The organism is Hymenobacter glacialis, from assembly GCF_001816165.1.
Classification (GTDB): Bacteria; Bacteroidota; Bacteroidia; order Cytophagales; family Hymenobacteraceae; genus Hymenobacter; species Hymenobacter glacialis.
In genome coordinates, this window is the sequence record NZ_MDZC01000112.1 from 57,686 (window position 1) to 75,983 (window position 18,298).

Below are 18,298 nucleotides of genomic sequence, written 5' to 3' on the forward strand. Positions count from 1 at the left end.
GCCGCCTGTCATCCTGAGCTTGCGAAGGACCTTCTCACAGCGGAACGATTTGTTCTAACCTGATAATATGCTTCCTTCGGTACACTAGATTAGGCATAACAGGAGGCGCGGTAGAGATGCTTCGGCTGTGCGCAGCATGACCGTTCAATTTTTGCCATTCGGATAAACGCTTAGTCCAGGAAACCCATAGCCGGCATGCCGATGGGCGCGCCGGGCGGCATTTCCACCGCTGGCGGCGGCGTAAACTTGCCGGGCTCGGCGCGGAAGCGCTGGATTTCCGACAGGCCAAACAGCACGTTGGCCTGCTGCGGGGCCTTGCCCCGCTTGGCCTCCTTGCTCATCCATTTTTCCAGGCCGTCTATTGCCAGCAGCGCCTGGCCGCGCACGCTGGCTGCGGCGCGGGTATCGGCCGCTAGCTGCAACAGGTGCTGCAGGGTCAGGTTGTTCACCACGGTTTGCAGGGCGCGGCGTAGCCGGTTTCGGGTGTGGCGCGCCAGGTGCTGGCCAGCAGCTGCTCCACCACGGGCTGGAACCCGGGCTGTCGGCTGTCGCGGGCCTGGTACTCAATGAGGCGGGCGGCGCGCTGCGGGTTCAGAATAGCGGCAATGGTGGGCGCGGCGGCAGCTTCGGCAGCGGCTAGGGGGTCGAAGGTGGGACCGGTGTAGCCGCCGAAGGTTTCCAGTGTGGCCGGGTAGCCCGAGGGGCGGGGCGGAATCTTGGCAATCAGCGCCTCGGGCAGCTGCAGCGCGGCCGGCGAGATGGTAGCCAGCAGCGCATTGAACGCCTGCCACTGCACGGCCGGGTCCACCATCTGGGTGGGGGCTTGGCCATCGTTCTTCACCGCGTGGCTGAAGTACTGCCCACCCAGCGACTTGGCCACGGCTTCTACCTGGTAGCGGTGCAGCAGGTACATGGGCACCAGCACCTCTTCCAGCGTGGCCATGGGCGCCTCCGGCCGAATGGCTTTCTCCGAAAAGCGGTCGAGCACGCTGCGGCGCACGGCCATCAGCGACGTGAGCTGGGCCACGGGGTCGGTGCCCTCGTCCCACTGGTTGGCCGCCGGATGGGCGTAGCCGCCAATGTCGGGGATGAAGCGGAAGCCCTGCGCCAAGGTTTCCTGCATAATGCGGTCCAGGGCCTGGTTTTCGTCGGTGCCCGCGGGGAAATCGGCGTAGCCCCACTGCACGGCGCGCTTGTCCCAGCTGCCAATGCCCGTGGCGTAGGCCTGCGACACATCCAGCCGGCCATCGGCCTGCATGGTGAAGCGCGGAAACGGGTAGTCCATCACCGAGCCGCGGTCTTTGCTGCTGGCCGTGAAGTTGTGGTGCAGCCCCAGCGTGTGGCCTATTTCGTGGGCCGACAGCTGGCGGATGCGCGCCAGGGCCAGCTGTTCCATCTGCTCGGGCACGGGCTTGCCGTCCTCGTAGGGCTGCAGCAGGCCTTCGGCAATAAGGTAGTCCTGCCGGTGCCGGTCGGCGCCGAGCGACACCACGCCCTTGATGATTTCGCCGGTGCGCGGGTCCACGTACGAGGCCCCGTAGGAGTAGGCCCGCGGGGTGCCGGACCGGTTTATCCAGTTCACCACGTTGTAGCGAATGTCCAGCGGGTCGGCCCCCACGGGCAGCTCTTTTATCTGAAAAGCATTCTGGTAGCCGGCCGCCTCAAAGGCCTGGTTCCACCACGCGCCGCCTTCCAGCAGGGCTTTTTTGATGGCGGCGGGCGCGCCCCGGTCCACGTAGTACACTATGGGCTCCACGGCCTCGCTCACGGCCGCCGCAGGGTCTTTTTTGGCCAGCCGGTGCCGCACGGTGAAGCGCTGCGCCAGCGGCTGGCTCATGGGCGCAGCAAAGTCCAGGTAGCTGAAATCCTGAAAGCCCGAGCGCGGGTCAAACTTGCGGGTGCGGAAGCCCTTTTCCGGCAGCGCGATAAAGGCTTGGTGCATCTGCACGGTCACGGCGTTCGGGTCGGGCGCAATGGATTGGTCGGCGCCGCGCCCCGGGGTGCTCGTAAACGTAACCAGGGCCTCAAATTCCGAGTTTTTGGGGAAGTTGCGGGTGTTGTCCAGGTACACGGCCGAGCGCGACTCGTCTACTTTGTAGCTAATGGCCTGCCCGCTGCCGGGGCCGCCCATCAGGCTGGCGCCGGGGCCCTGGTAGCCGCGGCTGCCCAGGCCCTCGGCAATTTTCTGGCTGTCGCGCACCAGAAACGGGGTCAGGTCCAGCAAGGCTTTGTTGCCCTCCATGGCCACGGGCACAAAGCCCCAGATAACCGATTTGGCAAAGGCGTTGTCCACGGCGCGCAGCTCGTCGGCGTTGTCGGTCACGGCGCGGTAGTCGTAGTTGGGCTCCACCAGCAGCACCTTGCCGCCCACCCGCATAAACTTGGCGATGGCCGAGCTGCTCTGGCCCCGCTCTATGCCCTTGCCCACGCTGGTGGCCATGGAGCCGAAGTACAGAAACTCTTCGTTGAAGCGCTCGACTTCCAGCAGCACCTTGCCCGTTTTCTGGTCGTAATAAAACGGGAAGTACCCGTCGAATCTCTGCATACCCTTGGTTTGGGAAGCCAGGGAAGTGGCCGGCGTGGCGGGTGCCACTTTCTTCGCGCCCGCGGCCGGCCGTTGGGCCTGGGCAGACGGAACCAGCGCAGTCAGTAGAACAAACAATGCCGGAGCAAGAGAGGAAGTAGGTACAACGTGCTTCATGCGGGGAGGGGAATAAGGCGCGAATTCAGTCTGGCAAGGTTACAATAAATTGAGTAATGAATGCCATGTGCTCCGCGCAATGGGGCGGCGGGAATAGCTGTGGGCGAATGAAGTGCCTTTAGCTGCCGGTGCCTTGGGCTGCGCTGGCGGCATCGAGCAGGCTGCGCATTTCGGTCAGGATGGCCGCCCAGTTTTCCAGGTACAGCATGTGGCCCTCGCCGGGTAGCAGGTGCACGTGGGCCCGGGGCAGTCGGTCCGCTAAGTAGGGGATATTGCCGGGCGCCCACACGCCATCGGCGGTGCCGTGCCACAGGCTGATGGGGGCCTGCACGTCTTCAATGGCAAAGCCGGGAGGGCGGCACCACGCCTGCGCATCGTCGTACACGCCGCGGCCATGGTGCGCAAAGCCCTGCGCGGCCGCATCGCGCAGCAGCTCCCGGAAGCCGCGCCGGCCGGCCACGTCCTGCTCGGCCTGCCACATCAGGCGCACAAACCAATTGATGGTGGTATCGGGCCGCCGGGCCCACTGCCGGCTGAGCCACAGAAAGGTGGCCCGGTTCAGCCACGGAAAGCCAGTCTGGCCCCAGCGCAGGGCCTTCCACAGCAGCGACAGGTGCCGGTAGGAGGTGGGCTCGCCCAGCGGCAGGCAGGTACTGAGCAGCTGCCCGGCCGCCACTCGCTGCGGGTGGCGCGCGGCCAGCGCCAGCGCGTGCACCCCGCCCACCGACCAGCCCATCACGCCCACCGGCCCGGCTATTTCCAGGGCATCAAGCATGGCCACCACATCGTCGGCAAAGGAGGGAAAGGTGAGGCGGCGATACACGCTGGACTGGCCCACGCCGGGCCGGTCGGGAGCCAGCACCTGCAGCTGCAGGCGGGCCAGCAGGGCCGTAGCGGGCGGCAGCTCGCGGCCCGAGGAACCAAAGCCGTGGTGAAACACCAGCGCCTGGTGCGCGGGGTTGCCGTAGCGCGTCAGGCCCAGGGTGCGGCCATCGGGGAGCCGCACAGTGAGCGGGGTAAACAGGTCGTGGGCCAGGCGGCTCTCCTGGGGTTCAGGCATGGGTGAACTACGAAGAGCGGGCCACGGAGTTGGTGCGGTGGCGGATGGGGTGACGAGTGCCCGGGCACACAACCCGGGTCCTTCTTTTGCAGTTGTACAGGCTTAAACCTGGCTTCGTTTCTCTGATGATAGTGAACTCCACCCCCGCTGGCTGGCAAATTATTTACCAACAGGCCCACGCCTTGCTGGCCATGCAGTTGGCCTGGCACTGGCCTCACACCCTGGAGCCCGACCGCTGGGTGGGCCTTCTGGCCGCCATTGCGCAGCACGACGACGAGCAGGACGCTTGGCGGGGCCGCGGCGGGCACCACGGCCTCACGCCCGCCGGCGCCCCGGCCAACTTCACCCAGAAGGGATTTTCGCTGGAGCAGGCGGCCGGGGTGCTGGCTGTGGCCCGCTTCCAGGGGCGTTGGCGCAGCCTGCTCACCAGCCTGCACCTGAGCTGTTTGTACGAAGGCCTGCGGGGCGATACCGAAGAAATTACCTCTTTCCTCGACTACCTCAAGGCCCGGCAGCAGGAATGGCGCCGCGCCCTCAAGATTACCAAGGCCGAAGCCCAGCAGGCCTACGACCTGTTGCACTGGTGCGACCGACTCTCGCTCATCCTCTGCCGGCACGAAATCCCGGAAATGGGCCGCGCCGTGGAAATCCACCGCGGGCCCGATGGCACCATGCACACCCTGGCCCAGCCCGAACCCGGCGGGCCCGTTATCATTCACCCCTGGCCATTTCGCGAAAAAACCATTGCCGTGAGCGTGGAGGCCAGCGTGCTCACGCAGCTGCAGTTCCGGGACGATGCCGAGCTGGCGGGCGCCTTGCGTGCCGCGTCCATCGAAACCCTGCGCTGGGAGTTGCGGCCCGGCACTAAGTAGCCATATTGACGTAACGGCATAGAAAGAACGTCATGCTGAGCGCAGCCGAAGCATCTCTACCGCAATACTAAAATTGTTTAGTTACGCGGTAGAGATGCTTCGGCTGCGCTCAGCATGACGTTATCTTTTCCCCTAACGGGCTTTCAACCGCTGGCTTACTTCACTTTCGCTACCGGCGTAGTGCTGCTCATCACGCCTTCGGGCAGGGTTTGCAGTTGGGCAATGTTGTCGAGGCGGGTTGGCTTGGTGGCATCGCTGCGGTCGGCGGACAGCAGCAGGTTGCCGTGCTTGGTGTACTGCGTCCAGCGGCGGCGGAAGCCCGGCTGGGCATCGGTGGCGTTGGCGAAGTAGGCCCATTCTTCTACCAGGCCATTGGCACGGTTCACCAGCACCTCGTAGCGGTTCTGGGGCGTCACGCCCACGTTCTTGAACGTCATTTGCAGCAGGTCGGCGGTGGCGCCGTCCAGGGTTTTGGCTTCGCCTTTGTGGGTGAGGGTCACGCCGGAGTCCTTCAGCTTAAAGGGCATTACCAGCCAGTAAGCGTTGTTTATCCAGATGCCGGTCATGCGGTCCAGCATTTTCTGGCCGGTGGGCGAGGCCGAAATGTCCTGGCCGCGGCTGTACACGCGGCCCTGCTTGGTGTTGAGGTTGTAGTTGGCCACCAGGGTGTCTTTTTCCCAGTGAAAATCGCCGGTGTACTTGTCCCAAATCTGGTACTGGCCGCCAAAAAAGCTCCAGGCGAAGTAGCGGGCGTTTTTCCAGTTTTCGTAGCCGCCCATCTCGCGCATGGCGCGGTCGGCAATAGCCACGGCTTTGGCGTCGGAGCCAGCCGCGTCAAAACCCTCGGCGGCGGGGTAAGAGGCGTTGCCCTTTATTTTAATCTTCTGGGTTTGAGCGTGAGCGGGTGCGCTCAAAAGGAAGAGGCCGAACAACGCGGGCACCAACGTGCGGGCAACTCGTAAACAAAAGCGCATGAGCATAACGGAAAAAAGTTGGACAAAGCTACTGCGGGCCCGGAGCGCGCAGAACCGGCGGCGCGGGAAGCGCCTGCTGCTACGAAGGTAGCGCCGGCTCGCCGTGTAGCGCCTGCTTGCCAAACAGCGTGCGGGTATTTTTGGCCAACGCCACAGCACGTGTGCCGTATTACAAGGCACACACGCACCTTAATTGCTGCTAATTATTTCACGTTGCATGGCACATTATAAGTTTTCTGACGTCTTAGCTATCCTCAAGTCGTCGGCCGGAGAGTTCGGCAACAACAATTCGTTTCGGCACGCGGCCGCGCTATCTTACTACACCATTTTCTCGTTGCCGCCGCTGCTGCTCATCGTCATCACGGTGGCCAGCAATGTTTTTGGTGGCGAAGCCCTGACCGGCCAGGTCTATGTGCAGCTGAAGGGGCTGGTGGGCTCAGAATCGGCTAAGTTCCTGCAGGACAGCATTGCCAAGTTTACCTTGCAGCAGCGCGGCCCGGTGGCCACTGCCATTGGCGTGTCCACGCTGATTTTTGCGGCCACCACCTTTTTTGTTACGCTGCAGGAGAGCATTAATGACATCTGGAACTTGAAGGTAACGACCGAAGGCATCGGCATTGGGGCCTTCATTAAGCAGCGGGTGCTGTCGTTTGGGCTCATATTGAGCGTGGCGCTGCTGCTGCTCATTTCTTTCGTGGTCAGCGCCGTGCTCAGCACCTTCACCGATTGGCTGCAGCAGGTGCTGCCCATGGTTGGGGTGGTGGCCATTCAGATTGTCGACTTCATTTTGTCGCTAGGCATCACCACGTTGCTTTTTGCCCTTATCTACCGCTTTCTGCCCGATGCCATCATTCGGTGGGCCGACGTGGGCATTGGGGCGTTCATCACGGCGCTGCTCTTCGTCATTGGCAAGTTTCTCATTGCTTTCTATATCGCCAAGGCCGAGCCTGGCTCGGCGTTTGGCGCGGCGGGTTCGGCCATTGTGCTGCTGTTGTGGGTCAATTATTCGTCGCTCATTATTTTCTTCGGAGCAGAGTTCACTCAAGAGTTTGCCGACGCTTTCGGCCAGAAAGTGCAGCCCAAAGCCCATGCCGTGCGCGTGCGGCTGCAGCAGTACGCCCCCGGCGAGTCGGAAGAAGAAAAGGCTACCGGCCGGCCGCGCTCTACGGGCAGCTGGCGTGGCTAAAATATTTTAGAGCCTAATGTCCTTTATTCTTGCTAATTTGATTGTTTAATTATTGTGCAATTTATTGTATATGAATGACATGGAATAAAATTTTATCAAATTGCTGTGCCTGGATACGGTGCTATAAAGTCCCTTTTTGCAAATGATTTTTTGCAATCATAACAGGCAAATACAGCATCTTTGGGGAAAACATCCTCCCCATGAAACAGACTTTACGCGCATTGATTCTGGCGCTGGCCCTGACCGGCACCGCCGCCCACGGCCAAACCGCCCCTCCCACCACCACGCCGCCTGCCGCCGCGCCGCTGCCCGAGGAAACTTACCTACTGGGCCGCAGCTACCGCGTCGAAACCATGAAAGGCACCACCTTCACGGGCACGCTGGTGAGCATGAGCATCGATAAGCTGGAGTTCGACGCCCAAGAGATGGGCCGCATCAGCCTGGAACGCAACCAAATCCGCCGCGCCGACCTGCAAGGGCCGGCCACGGCCGGCGTGGGCAACAAGCCCGGCTACTTCGACATCGGCAACGGCAACCGCCTCTTTTTTGCGCCCACCGGCCGCGGCCTGCGCAAGGGCGAAAACTCGCTGCAGGCCGTCACCCTCTACCTTATAGGCGGCAACTTCGGTATCACCGACAAAATATCCCTGGGCGGATACGTGTCGGTCATTCCCGGCCTTAGCATTAGCGACCAGCTTCTGGTGCTCACACCTAAAATCAGCTTCCCCGTGAGCGAGAAGGTGCATGTGGGGGCCGGGGTTCTCTACGTGCGCATTCCCGACTTCGGCGGCGGCTCTGGTTACACGTACGGCTCCGGTAATAGCGGGTCGTACGGCGCGGGCATCGTCTACGGCGCGGCCACCTACGGTTCGGTCGATAACAATGTGACGGCGGGCCTGGGCTATGGCTTCTTTGAGGGCGAAGTCGGTTCCACGCCCATCTTGCAGTTTGGTGGCCAGAAGCGTGTGTCGCGCCGGGTGTCGCTCATCAGCGAAAACTACATCATTGCCGATTCCAAGGCCGGAATGGGCGGGCTCTACGGCATCAAAATCAACTGGCGCCGTACCAGCCTGGGCCTGGGCGCCGCTTATCTGGCCACTTTCCCCCACGACCGCACCGAGAGCTACACCGAATACAACGGCAGCCAGTACGTTACCACCACCCGGACTTACCGCCAAGGTGGCGACTTCTTCACTTCGTACATCATACCGCTGTACTACGACTTTACGTTCCGCTTCGGCAAGGGCGTGAAGTAATAGCCGAAATTCTACCCCATAAAAAGCCACTGGTAGCTCACCAGTGGCTTTTTTATGAAATGGCTAACCGTTATTCCGATGCCACTTCTTTTTCCTCTTTCACGGCCAGCTGCCCGCAGGCGGCGTCGATGTCTTTGCCGCGCGAGCGGCGGATGTTGGTTTGCACGCCGCGGTCGGCCAGGTACTTGTGGAAGGCCGTGATTTTGTCGGCCTCCGCGTTCTGGTAGTTGGCGTTTTCGATGGGGTTGTACTCAATCAGGTTCACCTTGCAGGGCAGCCACTTCGCTATTTTGAAGAGGTGGTCGGCATCGTCCAGCCCGTCGTTAAAGCCGTCGAACACGATGTACTCGTAAGTGACTTTGCGGCCGGTTTTCTGGTGGTAGTACTGCAGGGCTTCCTTCAGCGCGGCCAAAGAGTTGGCTTCGTTAATGGGCATGATTTCGTTGCGCTTGGCATCGGTGGGCGCGTGCAGCGAGAGGGCCAGGTTGGCCTTCACGTCGTCATCGGCCAGCTTTTTAATCATCTTGGCAATGCCGGCCGTGCTGATGGTAATGCGGCGCGGGGCCATGTTCAGGCCGTCGGGGGCGGTGATGCGGCGCACGCTTTCCACCACGTTGGCGTAGTTGAGCAGCGGCTCGCCCATGCCCATGTACACAATGTTGGTAAGCGGCGTGCCGTACTGGCTTTCGCACTGCTCCCGAATGCGCACCACCTGGTCGTAAATCTCGGCTGCATCCAAGTTGCGCTTGCGGTCCATATAGCCGGTGGCGCAAAACTTACACGTGAGCGAGCAGCCCACCTGCGAGCTGATGCAGGCCGTCATGCGCGTGTCGTGCGGAATGAGCACGCCTTCCACAATGTTGCCATCGTAGAGCTTGAAGGCCGATTTGATGGTGCCGTCGTTGCTGAGCTGCTTGTTCTGCACCGTCACGCCGTTGATGACGAAGTGGTTGGCCAGCAGCTCGCGCGTCGCCAGCGCGATGTTGTTCATCTCCTCAAACGTGGCGGCGGTGTTCTTCCACAGCCACTCCGTCACCTGCTTGGCGCGGAATGGCTTCTCGCCGTGCTCCACCATAAACGCCTTGAGGTCGTCGGGCGAAGTTTTGCGGATGTCGCGTTTGGTGGGCGTAGGGGCGAGGGGCAGTTCGAGTAACATAGCACAAAGATACAAACTAGGTTAGCGCTAGGTTCCTAGCAGCAGCTATCTACTACTACAGCCTTGCCAAGCTTGGCGGAATAACTCAGCGTGTGCCCTTGTTCATCGCCAGTCATGTACGCAAACCCCGGACGGTGCTGCTGCTTGATTTCTTGCCATATTTGGTAGTTGCCATTTAGCTCACGGTCGAAACGGGCATCGTCTTCAATAGCCTCGGTCAGGAAGTTTTGCGCTTCGAAAAAATGGTCGATGCGTTGCATAATATATGCTTCTTGGGCTGCTGCTGTAAGCTGAGGCTCTTCATCGGTTAGGAGCGCCGTAGCAGGAAAGGCATCTGACCAAATAGTGTCATTGGCTTCCGTAACTATGGAAACCCTAGCAGTAGCGGTAAGGATGCTGTCACCCTGAAGTTGAATCTTAAACTTATCGGGCTGCTCAGGACTGGAGAAGTGATGCATTGCCTGAGCTTCTAGAAGCACCTGCAAAGACGGCTGAGCCAGAGCTTGGTTTACCGGCGCAGAGTTGCCGGTTTCAGTAGAAGGGTTGGAGCAACATACCAACAAGAGCAGTAGCCAAATAGTAAAATGACGCATGATAAAGGCAAGTCTCTGCTATAAGATGCTGTTCATGTTGGGCCTACCGCACCCGCGCCGCCAGTTCCTCGGGCAGCAGGCGCAGCTTGCGCACGTTGTAGTCGAAGCAGAGCATGCCGGTTTTAGCGCGGGCTATTTCCTTGCCGGCCTGGTTGTGGGCGTGGTACACCACATCGAAACCGTACTTGTTGAGGTCAGCGGCGGCCATTTGAATGCGCAGCACGTCGCCGTGGAAGGCCTCGCCCTTGTACTCAATGGCCACGTCCACCATGATGAGGCCGAGCTTGCTGATGGGGTCGTAGTCGCTTTCCATGCCAATGGAGCGCAGGAAATGCACCCGTGCCTCGTGCAGAATGCCCAGCAGCGCGTCGTTGCCAAGGTGCCCGCCGTAGTTGAGGTCGGTGATGCGCACCGGAATTTCGGTTGTGAAAGCGAAGGTGTCGGGCAGAACTACTTTGATGCGGGCCATTTGAGAGAATGAGTTGAAAATACAGGGCAGGCTCTTGCCTTGCCGGCCAGTGGCCGGAGATGCTGCCCGGCAATGGCCTGACCAGCACCAAGCAGAACGAAAAAGCAAGCTTGAAAAACCTTGGTAGAAAGTTGCCCGACAAATGTACTGGGTAGGCCATCCGTTGCCTGCATTGCCCATTGCCAGCAGTAGCCAGCGGCAAGCGCTGTAACCTATCAGGGGTATCCAGCCGAGAAATTGCGGTGTTTAGATACCGCCGCACTATTTCTTTTGCCGTATTGTATTGCATTCTGTCAAGGGTGCCGCAGTCCGGGTGGGTACCTGGCTGGTCCGTTGGCATTCCCTGCTACTCTATTTTCTATTTTCTATGATTCACATTATCTACATGAGCCGGGCCGCGCAAGACATATCTGACCGCGACCTGCAGAACATGCTCGACAAGTACCGGCACCTCAACACCGAGCGAAATATCACTGGTATTCTTTTCTACAGCAACGGCCACATTGCCCAGATAATGGAAGGCGAGGCCGCGGTGCTGGAACCACTTTATGAGAAGATAAGCCACGACAGCCGCCACACCAACGTCACCAAGCTAGCCCACAAAACGATAGACCACCGCAGCTTTGCCGAGTGGTCGATGGCATTTCACCCGTTGGAAGCCGCCGGTTTTGAACAGCTCAAAGGCTTCCTGATGCCGGGCGAGGCCACGCAAAACCCGGATTCGTTAGGGCCTTCCGATGCGCTGGTGCTCAACATGGTGCGGGATGCGGTGTTTGGCAGCGCGCCAGCTCACAGCTAAGCTGGCCCGGAAAGGAGCAACACGAAGCACGCAAAGCGGAAGCGGCAGCGCAGGGGAATAGCGGAGTAAAGCAAGCATGGTGTTCTTTTGCAATGCAGCCACTTGGCTTCCCTCGGTCACTTCTTCACTCCGTCACGCGCTTGTCCCGTAAATTTCTCGAAACCGACGGCCCCGCCTGGGTCACCGACGGCCTCATCAGCGAAGAGCAGCGGCTGAGACTGCTGGCCCGCTACCCACCCGAAGCCCGGGCCCTGGGCCTGCTGCCGGTGCTGGGCAGCCTGCTGGTAGGCCTGAGCGGGCTGAGCCTGGTGGCCGCTAACTGGCAGGCCCTGCCCGAAGTGCTGCGCCTGGCGCTGCTGCTGGGCAGCCTCACGGGTGCCTACGCCGCCGGGGCCTACTTCCTGCGGCGCGGCAACCCCGATGTGGGCCACGGCCTCATTGGCCTGGGGCTGATATTATTCGGAGCCAGCATCATCCTCACCAGCCAGCTCTACCAGCTGGTGGGCTACGACGCCAGCGGCCTCGTAGCCTGGGTGGTGGCCGGCGTGGCCCTGAGCTACGTGTACGGGTCGCGCCTGCTGGTGCTGCTCACCGTGCTCATTGGGGCGGCCGTGCAAACCTACTGCGTGCAGGCGCTGGGTAGCTTTAGCTACGCCACGGCGCTGCTGGTGGCCGGCGGCATGGGCTACTACTGGTGGCGCCGCCCCGACGCCGTGAGCAGCACCGTGCTGGCCGCGGGTATACTGTGGCAAGCTGGGCTGTTGATAATAGTCCTGCACGCCAAAATCACCTGGTTCTTTGTGCCTGCCATGCTCGTGTACGCGGCCGGCGACTGGCAGCCCAACCGCGCCGGGGGCCGGGCCTTGCAGGGGCCACCGCTGGTGGCGGCCTATCTGTTCATGTTCGGGCTGGCCACCTTTGGCGAAACCGATACCTACGCCAACGTGCTGCAGCCGCCGCTGCTGCCGTATCTGGGGGCGCTGGGCGCGGTGCTGGCGCTGTCGGTAGCCGGCAAGCGGGCGCGGGGCCGGCTGGGCACGCTGCCCGACTGGCTGCTGCTGTTGCCGGGGTTTTACCTGCCGGGTGGGCTGCCGCTGGCCGTGGCCACGCTGGTGGTGCTGTATGCCCACGCCGGCTCGGTGCTGGCGCGCGCCCACCGCGACGAAGACCCCGAGCAGCTCACCATCGGCGCGGTGCTGTTTGTGGCCGCTACCATGGTGGCGTATTTCAAGCTGACCTGGGCTTTCCTGGACAAGTCGCTTTTCTTCCTGCTGGGCGGCGTGCTGCTGCTCGGCCTGAGCTGGTACCTGCGCCGCCGCAACGCCCAGGTGCTGGCCGCCGCCGCGCCGCCCGTGGCCCGGCAGGCCGGCGCTCCCGCTCCCAATGCCCCGGCACCCTCGCCCACTACCCCGCCGCGCCATGACTAACCCGCTGACCTGGGCCGCCGACCCGGTGCGCCGCCGGCCTTTGCTGCGCCTGCTTGTGGCGGCGCAGGTGCTGTATGTGCTGGGCGTGGCCGCGGCGGGCTACGCCACGGCGGCTCTGGGCCAGGATATCATCCTCACCACCACGCCCATCGACCCGCGCGACTTGCTCTACGGCGACTTTGTGCGCCTGCGCTACAACATCAGCGAAGCGCCCCTGCGCCTGTGGCACGACCCGGCCCACCCGCCCCGCCGCCGCCAAGCCGTGTTCGTGCTGCTGGCCCCCGGCCCCGATAGCGTGAGCGCGCCCGTCGGCGTGTACGCCAGCGCCCCCAAGCCGGGTCCCAACCAGGCCGTGCTGCGCGGTTGGGTCACTAATGTATACCGCACTTCCTTCGTCCTGCGCTTCAACCTGGAGCGCTACTACGTGCCCGAAGGCAGCGGGCTGCGCCTGGAGCGCGCCGGCCGCCTGCATCCGCTGCGTGTGCGCGTGAGCATTGCGCCCTGGGGTCAGGCCCGCATCGCCAAAGTCGAAGAGGTCGGGCGGGGGAAACTGAGAGCCAAACAGTGAGTTAGAGAAAAAATAACGTCATGCTGAGCGCAACCGAAGCATTTCTACCGCGCCCGGCCCTGTCATGCTGAGCTTGCGAAGCATCCTGCCACCGGAGAACGGATTATTCTGCAGTGATGGGATGCTTCGCAAGCTCAGCATGACAGGGCCGGGCGCAGGAGGTTCGGCTACTGAATGCGGTAAGTCACGGGCACCGTGAACGACACGCTGACCTCGCGGCCGTTCTGCCGGCCCGGAATGAACCGGGGCAGCGCCTTGATGGCCCGCATCGTTTCCTCATCCAACCCAAAGCCCAGGCCTTTCACAAGGGCCACGTCGGTCACTTCGCCTTTGGCGTCCACGGTGAAGCTCACGAACACTTTGCCTTCTATGCCATTAGTTAGGGCCTGGCGGGGGTACTTCACCGTGCGCTGAATGGCTGCCACCATGGCCGCGGTACCGCCGCCACCGGGTAGCTCGGGCATCTGCTCCACCGAGAGGTAAGGCTTTCCTTTCACCGTTTCGCCCGTGGCGCCGTTTCCGGAGAGCGGGCTCAGCTCTGCGGGAGTCGCATCAGGCGAGGCGCTGGAGTCGCCAGTGATGTTTTGCTGGCCAGATGTTGCGGTGGCCAACAGGTTGCGCTCCGGCACTTCGTCCTCTTTGGGCACTTCTTTGTCTACCACCACCACCGGCACGAGGTCTTTCACAGTGGGCGCCTGGGGCGGCTGTACAGGCGGCTTGGCAGCGGGCTGCGCGGGAGGCGGCACCACGTCGGGCGGCAGTGGCGGCGCAATGGGATTAGCAAAAACCGTGGTCGCGGTCACGGCTGGTGTCTCGGCCTTCAGTAACTGCGCTAGCAACGGCAGCAGCAACAGCAGCGCGCATAGGGCGGTGGCCATGAGCAGCGCACGCGTTACGTGGCGCTGGTAGGCGGCGCGGAGCTGGTAGGCTCCGTAGTGGCGGTTGCGACCATCGAACACGATGTCGTCAAGGCTGGCCGTGGCCAGCTGGGCATTGGTCATCATAAGGCGGCAGTTTTAAGCAGTTTGAAATTGACCTGGGTGCCGGCTTTAAGTGAATTACCTGTCAAAATTCACTTGGCCTTCCCTGCTGGGGATGGCTCCGGCTTCACTATCGAAATCATGTCGACCGTGGTCGACATCTGCCGTGTTCGTCGCTTGCCCGGCCGGGGTGGTCCGGTTGCATGTCGCTGGACTTTTGCCATGGTCTCAATCAGCACAGTGTGAAAGATGCCCGACCAACGCAGCGCTTTATGCCCTTATTGTGAGAGATTTGCCCTAAAAAAATAAATTTTCAACGACATACTACTATGTATAGGTTCCGCGTTGTTAGGGGATGTGCTAAAACCGCCACACCCCGCCCGGCGTCAGGCAGGCGCGCAGGGGCACATCGGTGGGCAGCACGTCGGCTATGGGTGCCAGTGGCGGCCCATCAAGCAAGCTGAGCCCGATAAACAAGGCACCGGGCCGGCACTGGGCCAGAAACCGGTCGTAGAAGCCGCCGCCGTAACCCACGCGGTGGCCGGCCGCGTCCACGGCCAGCAGGGGCACCAGCACGGCGTCCAGCAGCGCGGGGGCCACTTCCGCCGCTTCCGGCACGGGTTCGGGAATGGCCCAGCGGTTCTCCCGGAGCGGGGTGGTAGGCGTCAGCTCGTAGTGTTTGAGGGAAATACCATCGGGCTGCACCACGGGCGCGGCGAGTTGCACCGGCAGCTTCTGGGCCCACAGCCGATGGATAATGCGCCAGGTATCGGGCTCGTTGCGCCTGGCCAGCGGCAAAAACACGTGCAGCCAACGCCACTCAGCTACCGGGAAATGCTGGAAGAGCTGCTCGCAAAGCTGCGTGCTGCGCTGCGCCACCTCAGCCGCGGGCAGGGCGGCGCGTTGGGCCAGGGCGGCGCGGCGCAGGGTGGCTTTGGATAAATCTGAGCTCATCGGCGGGTGCGGGCGGGCCGGCTGCGGATATGCCGTTAATACAGTGCCGTCACAAAGAAACTAATCCCGAGTTGCATGCCCGCCATCGCTTGTGAGCGAAGGCCGTTCTTCCGCGAGTCACAGACTCGCCACACCAATCGGCCCGCAGTTACGCGCTACGCGCAAAACTGCGGCCAGTGCGCCATTATGCGCTTACTTCTCTTCCAACACCGTGAACTCCAGCGCCAGCGGCTCAAAGGCCTTCACCACATCCTGAATAAACTCCGGGTTGTTGATGAGGATGCTGAGCACGTTTTCGCTGCGCTCCTGCAGGCCGCCGCCTGGGAAAAGTTTTTCCTTGAGGGCCGCCAGCTGCGTGTAGGCAGTTTCGTGCTTGGTTTCGGCGGCTTTGCTTAGGCGCTTTTCGAGGCCAGCGAGGCCGGCGGCGGCCTTCTGCGCTTCGGCGGCTACTGTTTTTACCAGCGTGGGGTCAAGGCGCTGGGCCACGTCCTGCACTTGCTGGAAAGCAGCGGCCAGGGCCTGCTGCTGGTCTTTGAAGCTGATTTCTTCCTGGCCCAGAGTGGCGCCCACCTGCTTTTTTAGGTCCGGCAGGGGCCGGAAAATCTCCTGCGTGGTCAGGCCCAGCTTCTTCAGCTTGCCGGCATTGGCGCGGCTGATGTACTCGGCCGAATTGCGGGGCAGCACGATGGGCATGAGCACGCCGAACGCCGCAAACACGTCCTTCAGCTGGAACCAGTACGCCACCTCGGCCGCTCCGCCGATGTACACCAGGTTGGGCAGCAGCAGCTCCTGGTACACCGGCCGCAGCACCACATTGGGGCTGAACTGCTCAGGATGCTGCCGGGCCAGGGCCAGCAGTTCGGCCTGGGTGTGGCAGCGCGCGGTGTTGCGCACCGTTACTTCCACGCAATCGGCGCCGGTGGCGTCGGGTTCCAGCCGCTCGCGCTTGCCTTCATCAGTGATGAAAAACAGGTTGATGGGCCGCGAGTACACCTGCGGCTTGTAGCCCGCTTCCGTCAGGCGGGCGTTGGTGGCCTGCACGGCGGTGTTGGATGCCTGCGCCGTGATTTCCTGCTCCAGTACCGGCACCAGCGCCTGTTTCAGGGCGGGTCGGTCGGCGTCCAGCGTCACCAGGCCAAACTCCCCAAACAGGGCATCGGTGAGCTTGCGCGTGGCTTCGGCCAGGTTTTTAGATTCGGCGTAGGCCTTGTGGAAGGCAGCGGGCACTTCGGGCGGCAGCTGGCTCAGCAGCTGCTCGGCAAAGCCATCGAGCGGCAGCCGGCCTACGGGGCCGCCGGTGTTGGCCGCGTCCCAGGAATACGTTTTGCCGAAGAGCGAGAAGTGGTTGATTTCGGCAAAATCGTGGTCTTCCGTTGCCATCCAGTACACCGGCACAAAGTCGTTCTGCGGGTGCGCTTCCTTCAGCTGGCGGCTCAGCTTGATGGCCGAGGCAATCTTGTAAATGAAGTACAGCGGCCCCGTGAGCAGGTTGAGCTGGTGGCCGGTGGTCACGGTGAACGTGGTGGGCTCGCCCAGCAGCAGCAGGTTGGCCTCAATGGCCGGCTCAGGCTCGGGGGCCAGCCCGTACTGGTCGCGCAGGGCCGCAACCAGGCGTTTGCGGGCCTCTGGGGTGTAGGCGGCTTGCTTCTCCTGCAGTTGAGCGGCCACGTTTTCCAGCGAAGGAAAGCGGTGGTAAAAAGGCGCCAGCTCCGGCTTCTGGGCAATGTAGTCGGTGAGAAGAGCGGAAAAGGCGCCGGTTTCGGCGTAGGAGAGTGTCTGAACCACGGGTTTATCGGATTATTCGGATTTTGAGCACGGCACGAGGCCGTACCTAATACGCCTTGCGGGAACGAAGGTCGGGCTTTAACAGAAAAGGCAGCCTCGTGGCTGCCTTTTCTGCAAAACATTCCAGCTGATTTCAGCTACGGAATCAGAGAATCGGATTCAAATCGTATCCAAAATCCAGGTAGCCCGATGAATCTGCGGTTTAAACCAGCTTGCCGTAAAGGTCAAAGTCCGTGGCGGCCGTAATCTTCACGTTGGCAAAGTCGCCCAGACGCACAAACGTGTCGCGCTCCACCGGCACCAGCACCTCGTTGTCTACTTCGGGCGAGTCGAACTCGGTGCGGCCCACGAAGTGGCCGCTTTCCTTGCGGTCGAATAGCACCTTATAGGTCTCGCCCACGCGGGCTTCGTTCAGCTCCATCGAAATGCCCTGCTGCAGCTCCATGATGGCGTCGGCGCGCTCCTGCTTCAGCTCGGCGGGCACGTCGTCTACCAGGGTGTGCGAGTGCGTGTTTTCCTCGTGCGAGTAAGTGAAGATGCCCAAACGCTCGAAGCGCGTCTGCTCCACAAAGTCGTACATCTCGCGGAAGTCCTGCTCCGTTTCGCCGGGGTGGCCGCTGATGAGCGTGGTGCGCAGGGCAATGCCCGGCACGCGCTGCCGAATGGTGTCCACCAACTCAATCGTGCGGCGTTTGGTGATGCCGCGGCGCATGCTTTTCAGCATGGCATCGGAGCCGTGCTGCAGGGGCATGTCGAGGTACTTGCAGATGTTCTCGCGCTCGGCCATCACGTCCAGCGCATCCAGCGGAAACTGCGAGGGGTAGGCGTACTGCAGCCGAATCCAGTCGATGCCGGCCACGTCAGACAGGTTGCGGAGCAGGTCGGCCAGCTTGCGCTCACCGTAGGCCTGCAGGCCGTAGTAGGTCAGGTCCTGGGCAATGAGAATCAGCTCCTTGGTGCCCATGCTGGCCAGGCGCTTGGCTTCTTTCACCAGGTCCTCAATGGGCCGGTCCACGTGCTTGCCGCGCATCAGCGGGATGGCGCAGAACGAGCAGGGGCGGTTGCAGCCCTCCGCAATCTTGAAGTAGGCGTAGTGGCGCGGCGTGGTAATCAGGCGCTCGCCAATCAGCTCGTGCTTGTAGTCGGCGTTCAGCACTTTCAGCATCTGCGGCAGCTCCAGGGTGCCGAAATAGGCGTCAACCTGCGGAATTTCTACCTCCAGCTCGTCCTTATAGCGCTGCGAGAGGCAGCCCGTCACGTAGAGCTTATCCAGGCGGCCGGCCTCTTTCTCGTCCGCGTAGCGCAGAATGGTGTCGATGCTTTCCTGCTTGGCGTTGTCGATAAAACCGCAGGTGTTGATGATAACAATGTTGGCGTCGGACTTCTCCGCCTCGTGGGTTACGTCGAAGTCGTTGGCCTGCAACTGGCCCATGAGCACTTCGCTGTCCACGATGTTTTTGGAGCAGCCCAGGGTGATGACGTTTACTTTATTAGTAGTCTGATTTCTAACCTTCATGA

At 61.8% G+C, this 18,298-nt stretch carries 17 protein-coding genes; 6 read left to right on the forward strand and 11 right to left on the reverse strand.

The genetic code is table 11. The features are described 5' to 3' along the window. Positions 1-170: 170 nt before the first annotated feature. From BEN48_RS19855 to BEN48_RS15850, 3 genes are all read right to left on the reverse strand, one after another. Entirely contained in the window at positions 171-449 is a 279-nt protein-coding gene (locus BEN48_RS19855; RefSeq protein ID WP_241502299.1) for a hypothetical protein, read from the reverse strand. Next, positions 446-2,701 carry a zinc-dependent metalloprotease gene (locus tag BEN48_RS15845; protein ID WP_241502300.1) on the reverse strand — a complete coding sequence of 752 codons (2,256 nt, stop codon included), beginning with the start codon at positions 2,699-2,701 and terminating at the stop codon, positions 446-448. The genes BEN48_RS19855 and BEN48_RS15845 overlap by 4 nt, the downstream gene beginning before the upstream one ends. Positions 2,702-2,819: 118 nt before the next feature. After that, positions 2,820-3,761 (reverse strand): alpha/beta fold hydrolase, encoded by a 942-nt coding sequence (locus BEN48_RS15850; protein ID WP_070735950.1) that lies wholly within the window; start codon positions 3,759-3,761, stop codon positions 2,820-2,822. 131 nt (positions 3,762-3,892) lie between these two features. Here BEN48_RS15850 and BEN48_RS15855 point away from each other — a divergent pair, with 131 nt between their 5' ends. Then, positions 3,893-4,633: a DUF3891 family protein gene (locus BEN48_RS15855; RefSeq protein WP_158010220.1), complete on the forward strand. Its 741-nt coding sequence runs from the start codon at positions 3,893-3,895 to the stop codon at positions 4,631-4,633. 155 nt (positions 4,634-4,788) lie between these two features. Here the strand turns inward: BEN48_RS15855 and BEN48_RS15860 are convergent, their stop codons facing one another. Continuing rightward, positions 4,789-5,547, reverse strand: a complete 759-nt coding sequence (locus BEN48_RS15860; protein ID WP_125932693.1) for a hypothetical protein — start codon at positions 5,545-5,547, stop codon at positions 4,789-4,791. A 277-nt stretch (positions 5,548-5,824) separates the two neighbouring features. On the opposite strand from BEN48_RS15860, the gene BEN48_RS15865 reads away from it, so the two are divergent. Then, entirely contained in the window at positions 5,825-6,793 is a 969-nt protein-coding gene (locus tag BEN48_RS15865) for a YihY/virulence factor BrkB family protein (RefSeq protein WP_070735953.1), read from the forward strand. A 200-nt stretch (positions 6,794-6,993) separates the two neighbouring features. Continuing rightward, positions 6,994-8,049: a hypothetical protein gene (locus BEN48_RS15870; RefSeq protein WP_125932694.1), complete on the forward strand. Its 1,056-nt coding sequence runs from the start codon at positions 6,994-6,996 to the stop codon at positions 8,047-8,049. 70 nt (positions 8,050-8,119) lie between these two features. Here the strand turns inward: BEN48_RS15870 and rlmN are convergent, their stop codons facing one another. The 3 genes from rlmN to BEN48_RS15885 are packed head-to-tail and all read right to left on the reverse strand — an operon-like array spanning position 8,120 to position 10,267. Further along, the gene (gene rlmN / locus BEN48_RS15875) at positions 8,120-9,205 is read right to left on the reverse strand and encodes a 23S rRNA (adenine(2503)-C(2))-methyltransferase RlmN (RefSeq protein WP_070735955.1); all 1,086 of its coding nucleotides are present in this window, start codon (positions 9,203-9,205) and stop codon (positions 8,120-8,122) included. A 35-nt stretch (positions 9,206-9,240) separates the two neighbouring features. Next, positions 9,241-9,798 (reverse strand): hypothetical protein, encoded by a 558-nt coding sequence (locus tag BEN48_RS15880; protein ID WP_125932695.1) that lies wholly within the window; start codon positions 9,796-9,798, stop codon positions 9,241-9,243. Positions 9,799-9,841: 43 nt separating this feature from the next. Then, on the reverse strand, positions 9,842-10,267 hold the full coding sequence (locus tag BEN48_RS15885; protein WP_070735957.1) for a thioesterase family protein: 426 nt from the start codon (positions 10,265-10,267) through the stop codon (positions 9,842-9,844). Between the two features lie 367 nt (positions 10,268-10,634). On the opposite strand from BEN48_RS15885, the gene BEN48_RS15890 reads away from it, so the two are divergent. From BEN48_RS15890 to BEN48_RS15900, 3 genes are all read left to right on the forward strand, one after another. Then, complete coding sequence (locus BEN48_RS15890; protein ID WP_070735958.1) at positions 10,635-11,066, forward strand: BLUF domain-containing protein; 432 nt, start codon at positions 10,635-10,637, stop codon at positions 11,064-11,066. A 140-nt stretch (positions 11,067-11,206) separates the two neighbouring features. After that, positions 11,207-12,493: a DUF2157 domain-containing protein gene (locus tag BEN48_RS15895; RefSeq protein WP_070735959.1), complete on the forward strand. Its 1,287-nt coding sequence runs from the start codon at positions 11,207-11,209 to the stop codon at positions 12,491-12,493. Then, positions 12,486-13,061: a GDYXXLXY domain-containing protein gene (locus BEN48_RS15900; protein WP_158010221.1), complete on the forward strand. Its 576-nt coding sequence runs from the start codon at positions 12,486-12,488 to the stop codon at positions 13,059-13,061. The genes BEN48_RS15895 and BEN48_RS15900 overlap by 8 nt, the downstream gene beginning before the upstream one ends. Before the next feature lie 167 nt (positions 13,062-13,228). Here BEN48_RS15900 and BEN48_RS15905 read toward each other — a convergent pair whose 3' ends face one another. The 4 genes from BEN48_RS15905 to rimO form a co-directional block, all read right to left on the reverse strand. Continuing rightward, positions 13,229-14,065 carry an energy transducer TonB gene (locus tag BEN48_RS15905; protein ID WP_083321131.1) on the reverse strand — a complete coding sequence of 279 codons (837 nt, stop codon included), beginning with the start codon at positions 14,063-14,065 and terminating at the stop codon, positions 13,229-13,231. A gap of 336 nt (positions 14,066-14,401) precedes the next feature. After that, entirely contained in the window at positions 14,402-14,995 is a 594-nt protein-coding gene (locus BEN48_RS15910; RefSeq protein WP_070735961.1) for a 5-formyltetrahydrofolate cyclo-ligase, read from the reverse strand. A gap of 192 nt (positions 14,996-15,187) precedes the next feature. Next, positions 15,188-16,780, reverse strand: a complete 1,593-nt coding sequence (gene bshC / locus BEN48_RS15915; RefSeq protein ID WP_070735962.1) for a bacillithiol biosynthesis cysteine-adding enzyme BshC — start codon at positions 16,778-16,780, stop codon at positions 15,188-15,190. 202 nt (positions 16,781-16,982) lie between these two features. After that, the gene (gene rimO, locus BEN48_RS15920; RefSeq protein WP_070735963.1) at positions 16,983-18,296 is read right to left on the reverse strand and encodes a 30S ribosomal protein S12 methylthiotransferase RimO; all 1,314 of its coding nucleotides are present in this window, start codon (positions 18,294-18,296) and stop codon (positions 16,983-16,985) included. Positions 18,297-18,298 lie beyond the last annotated feature (2 nt).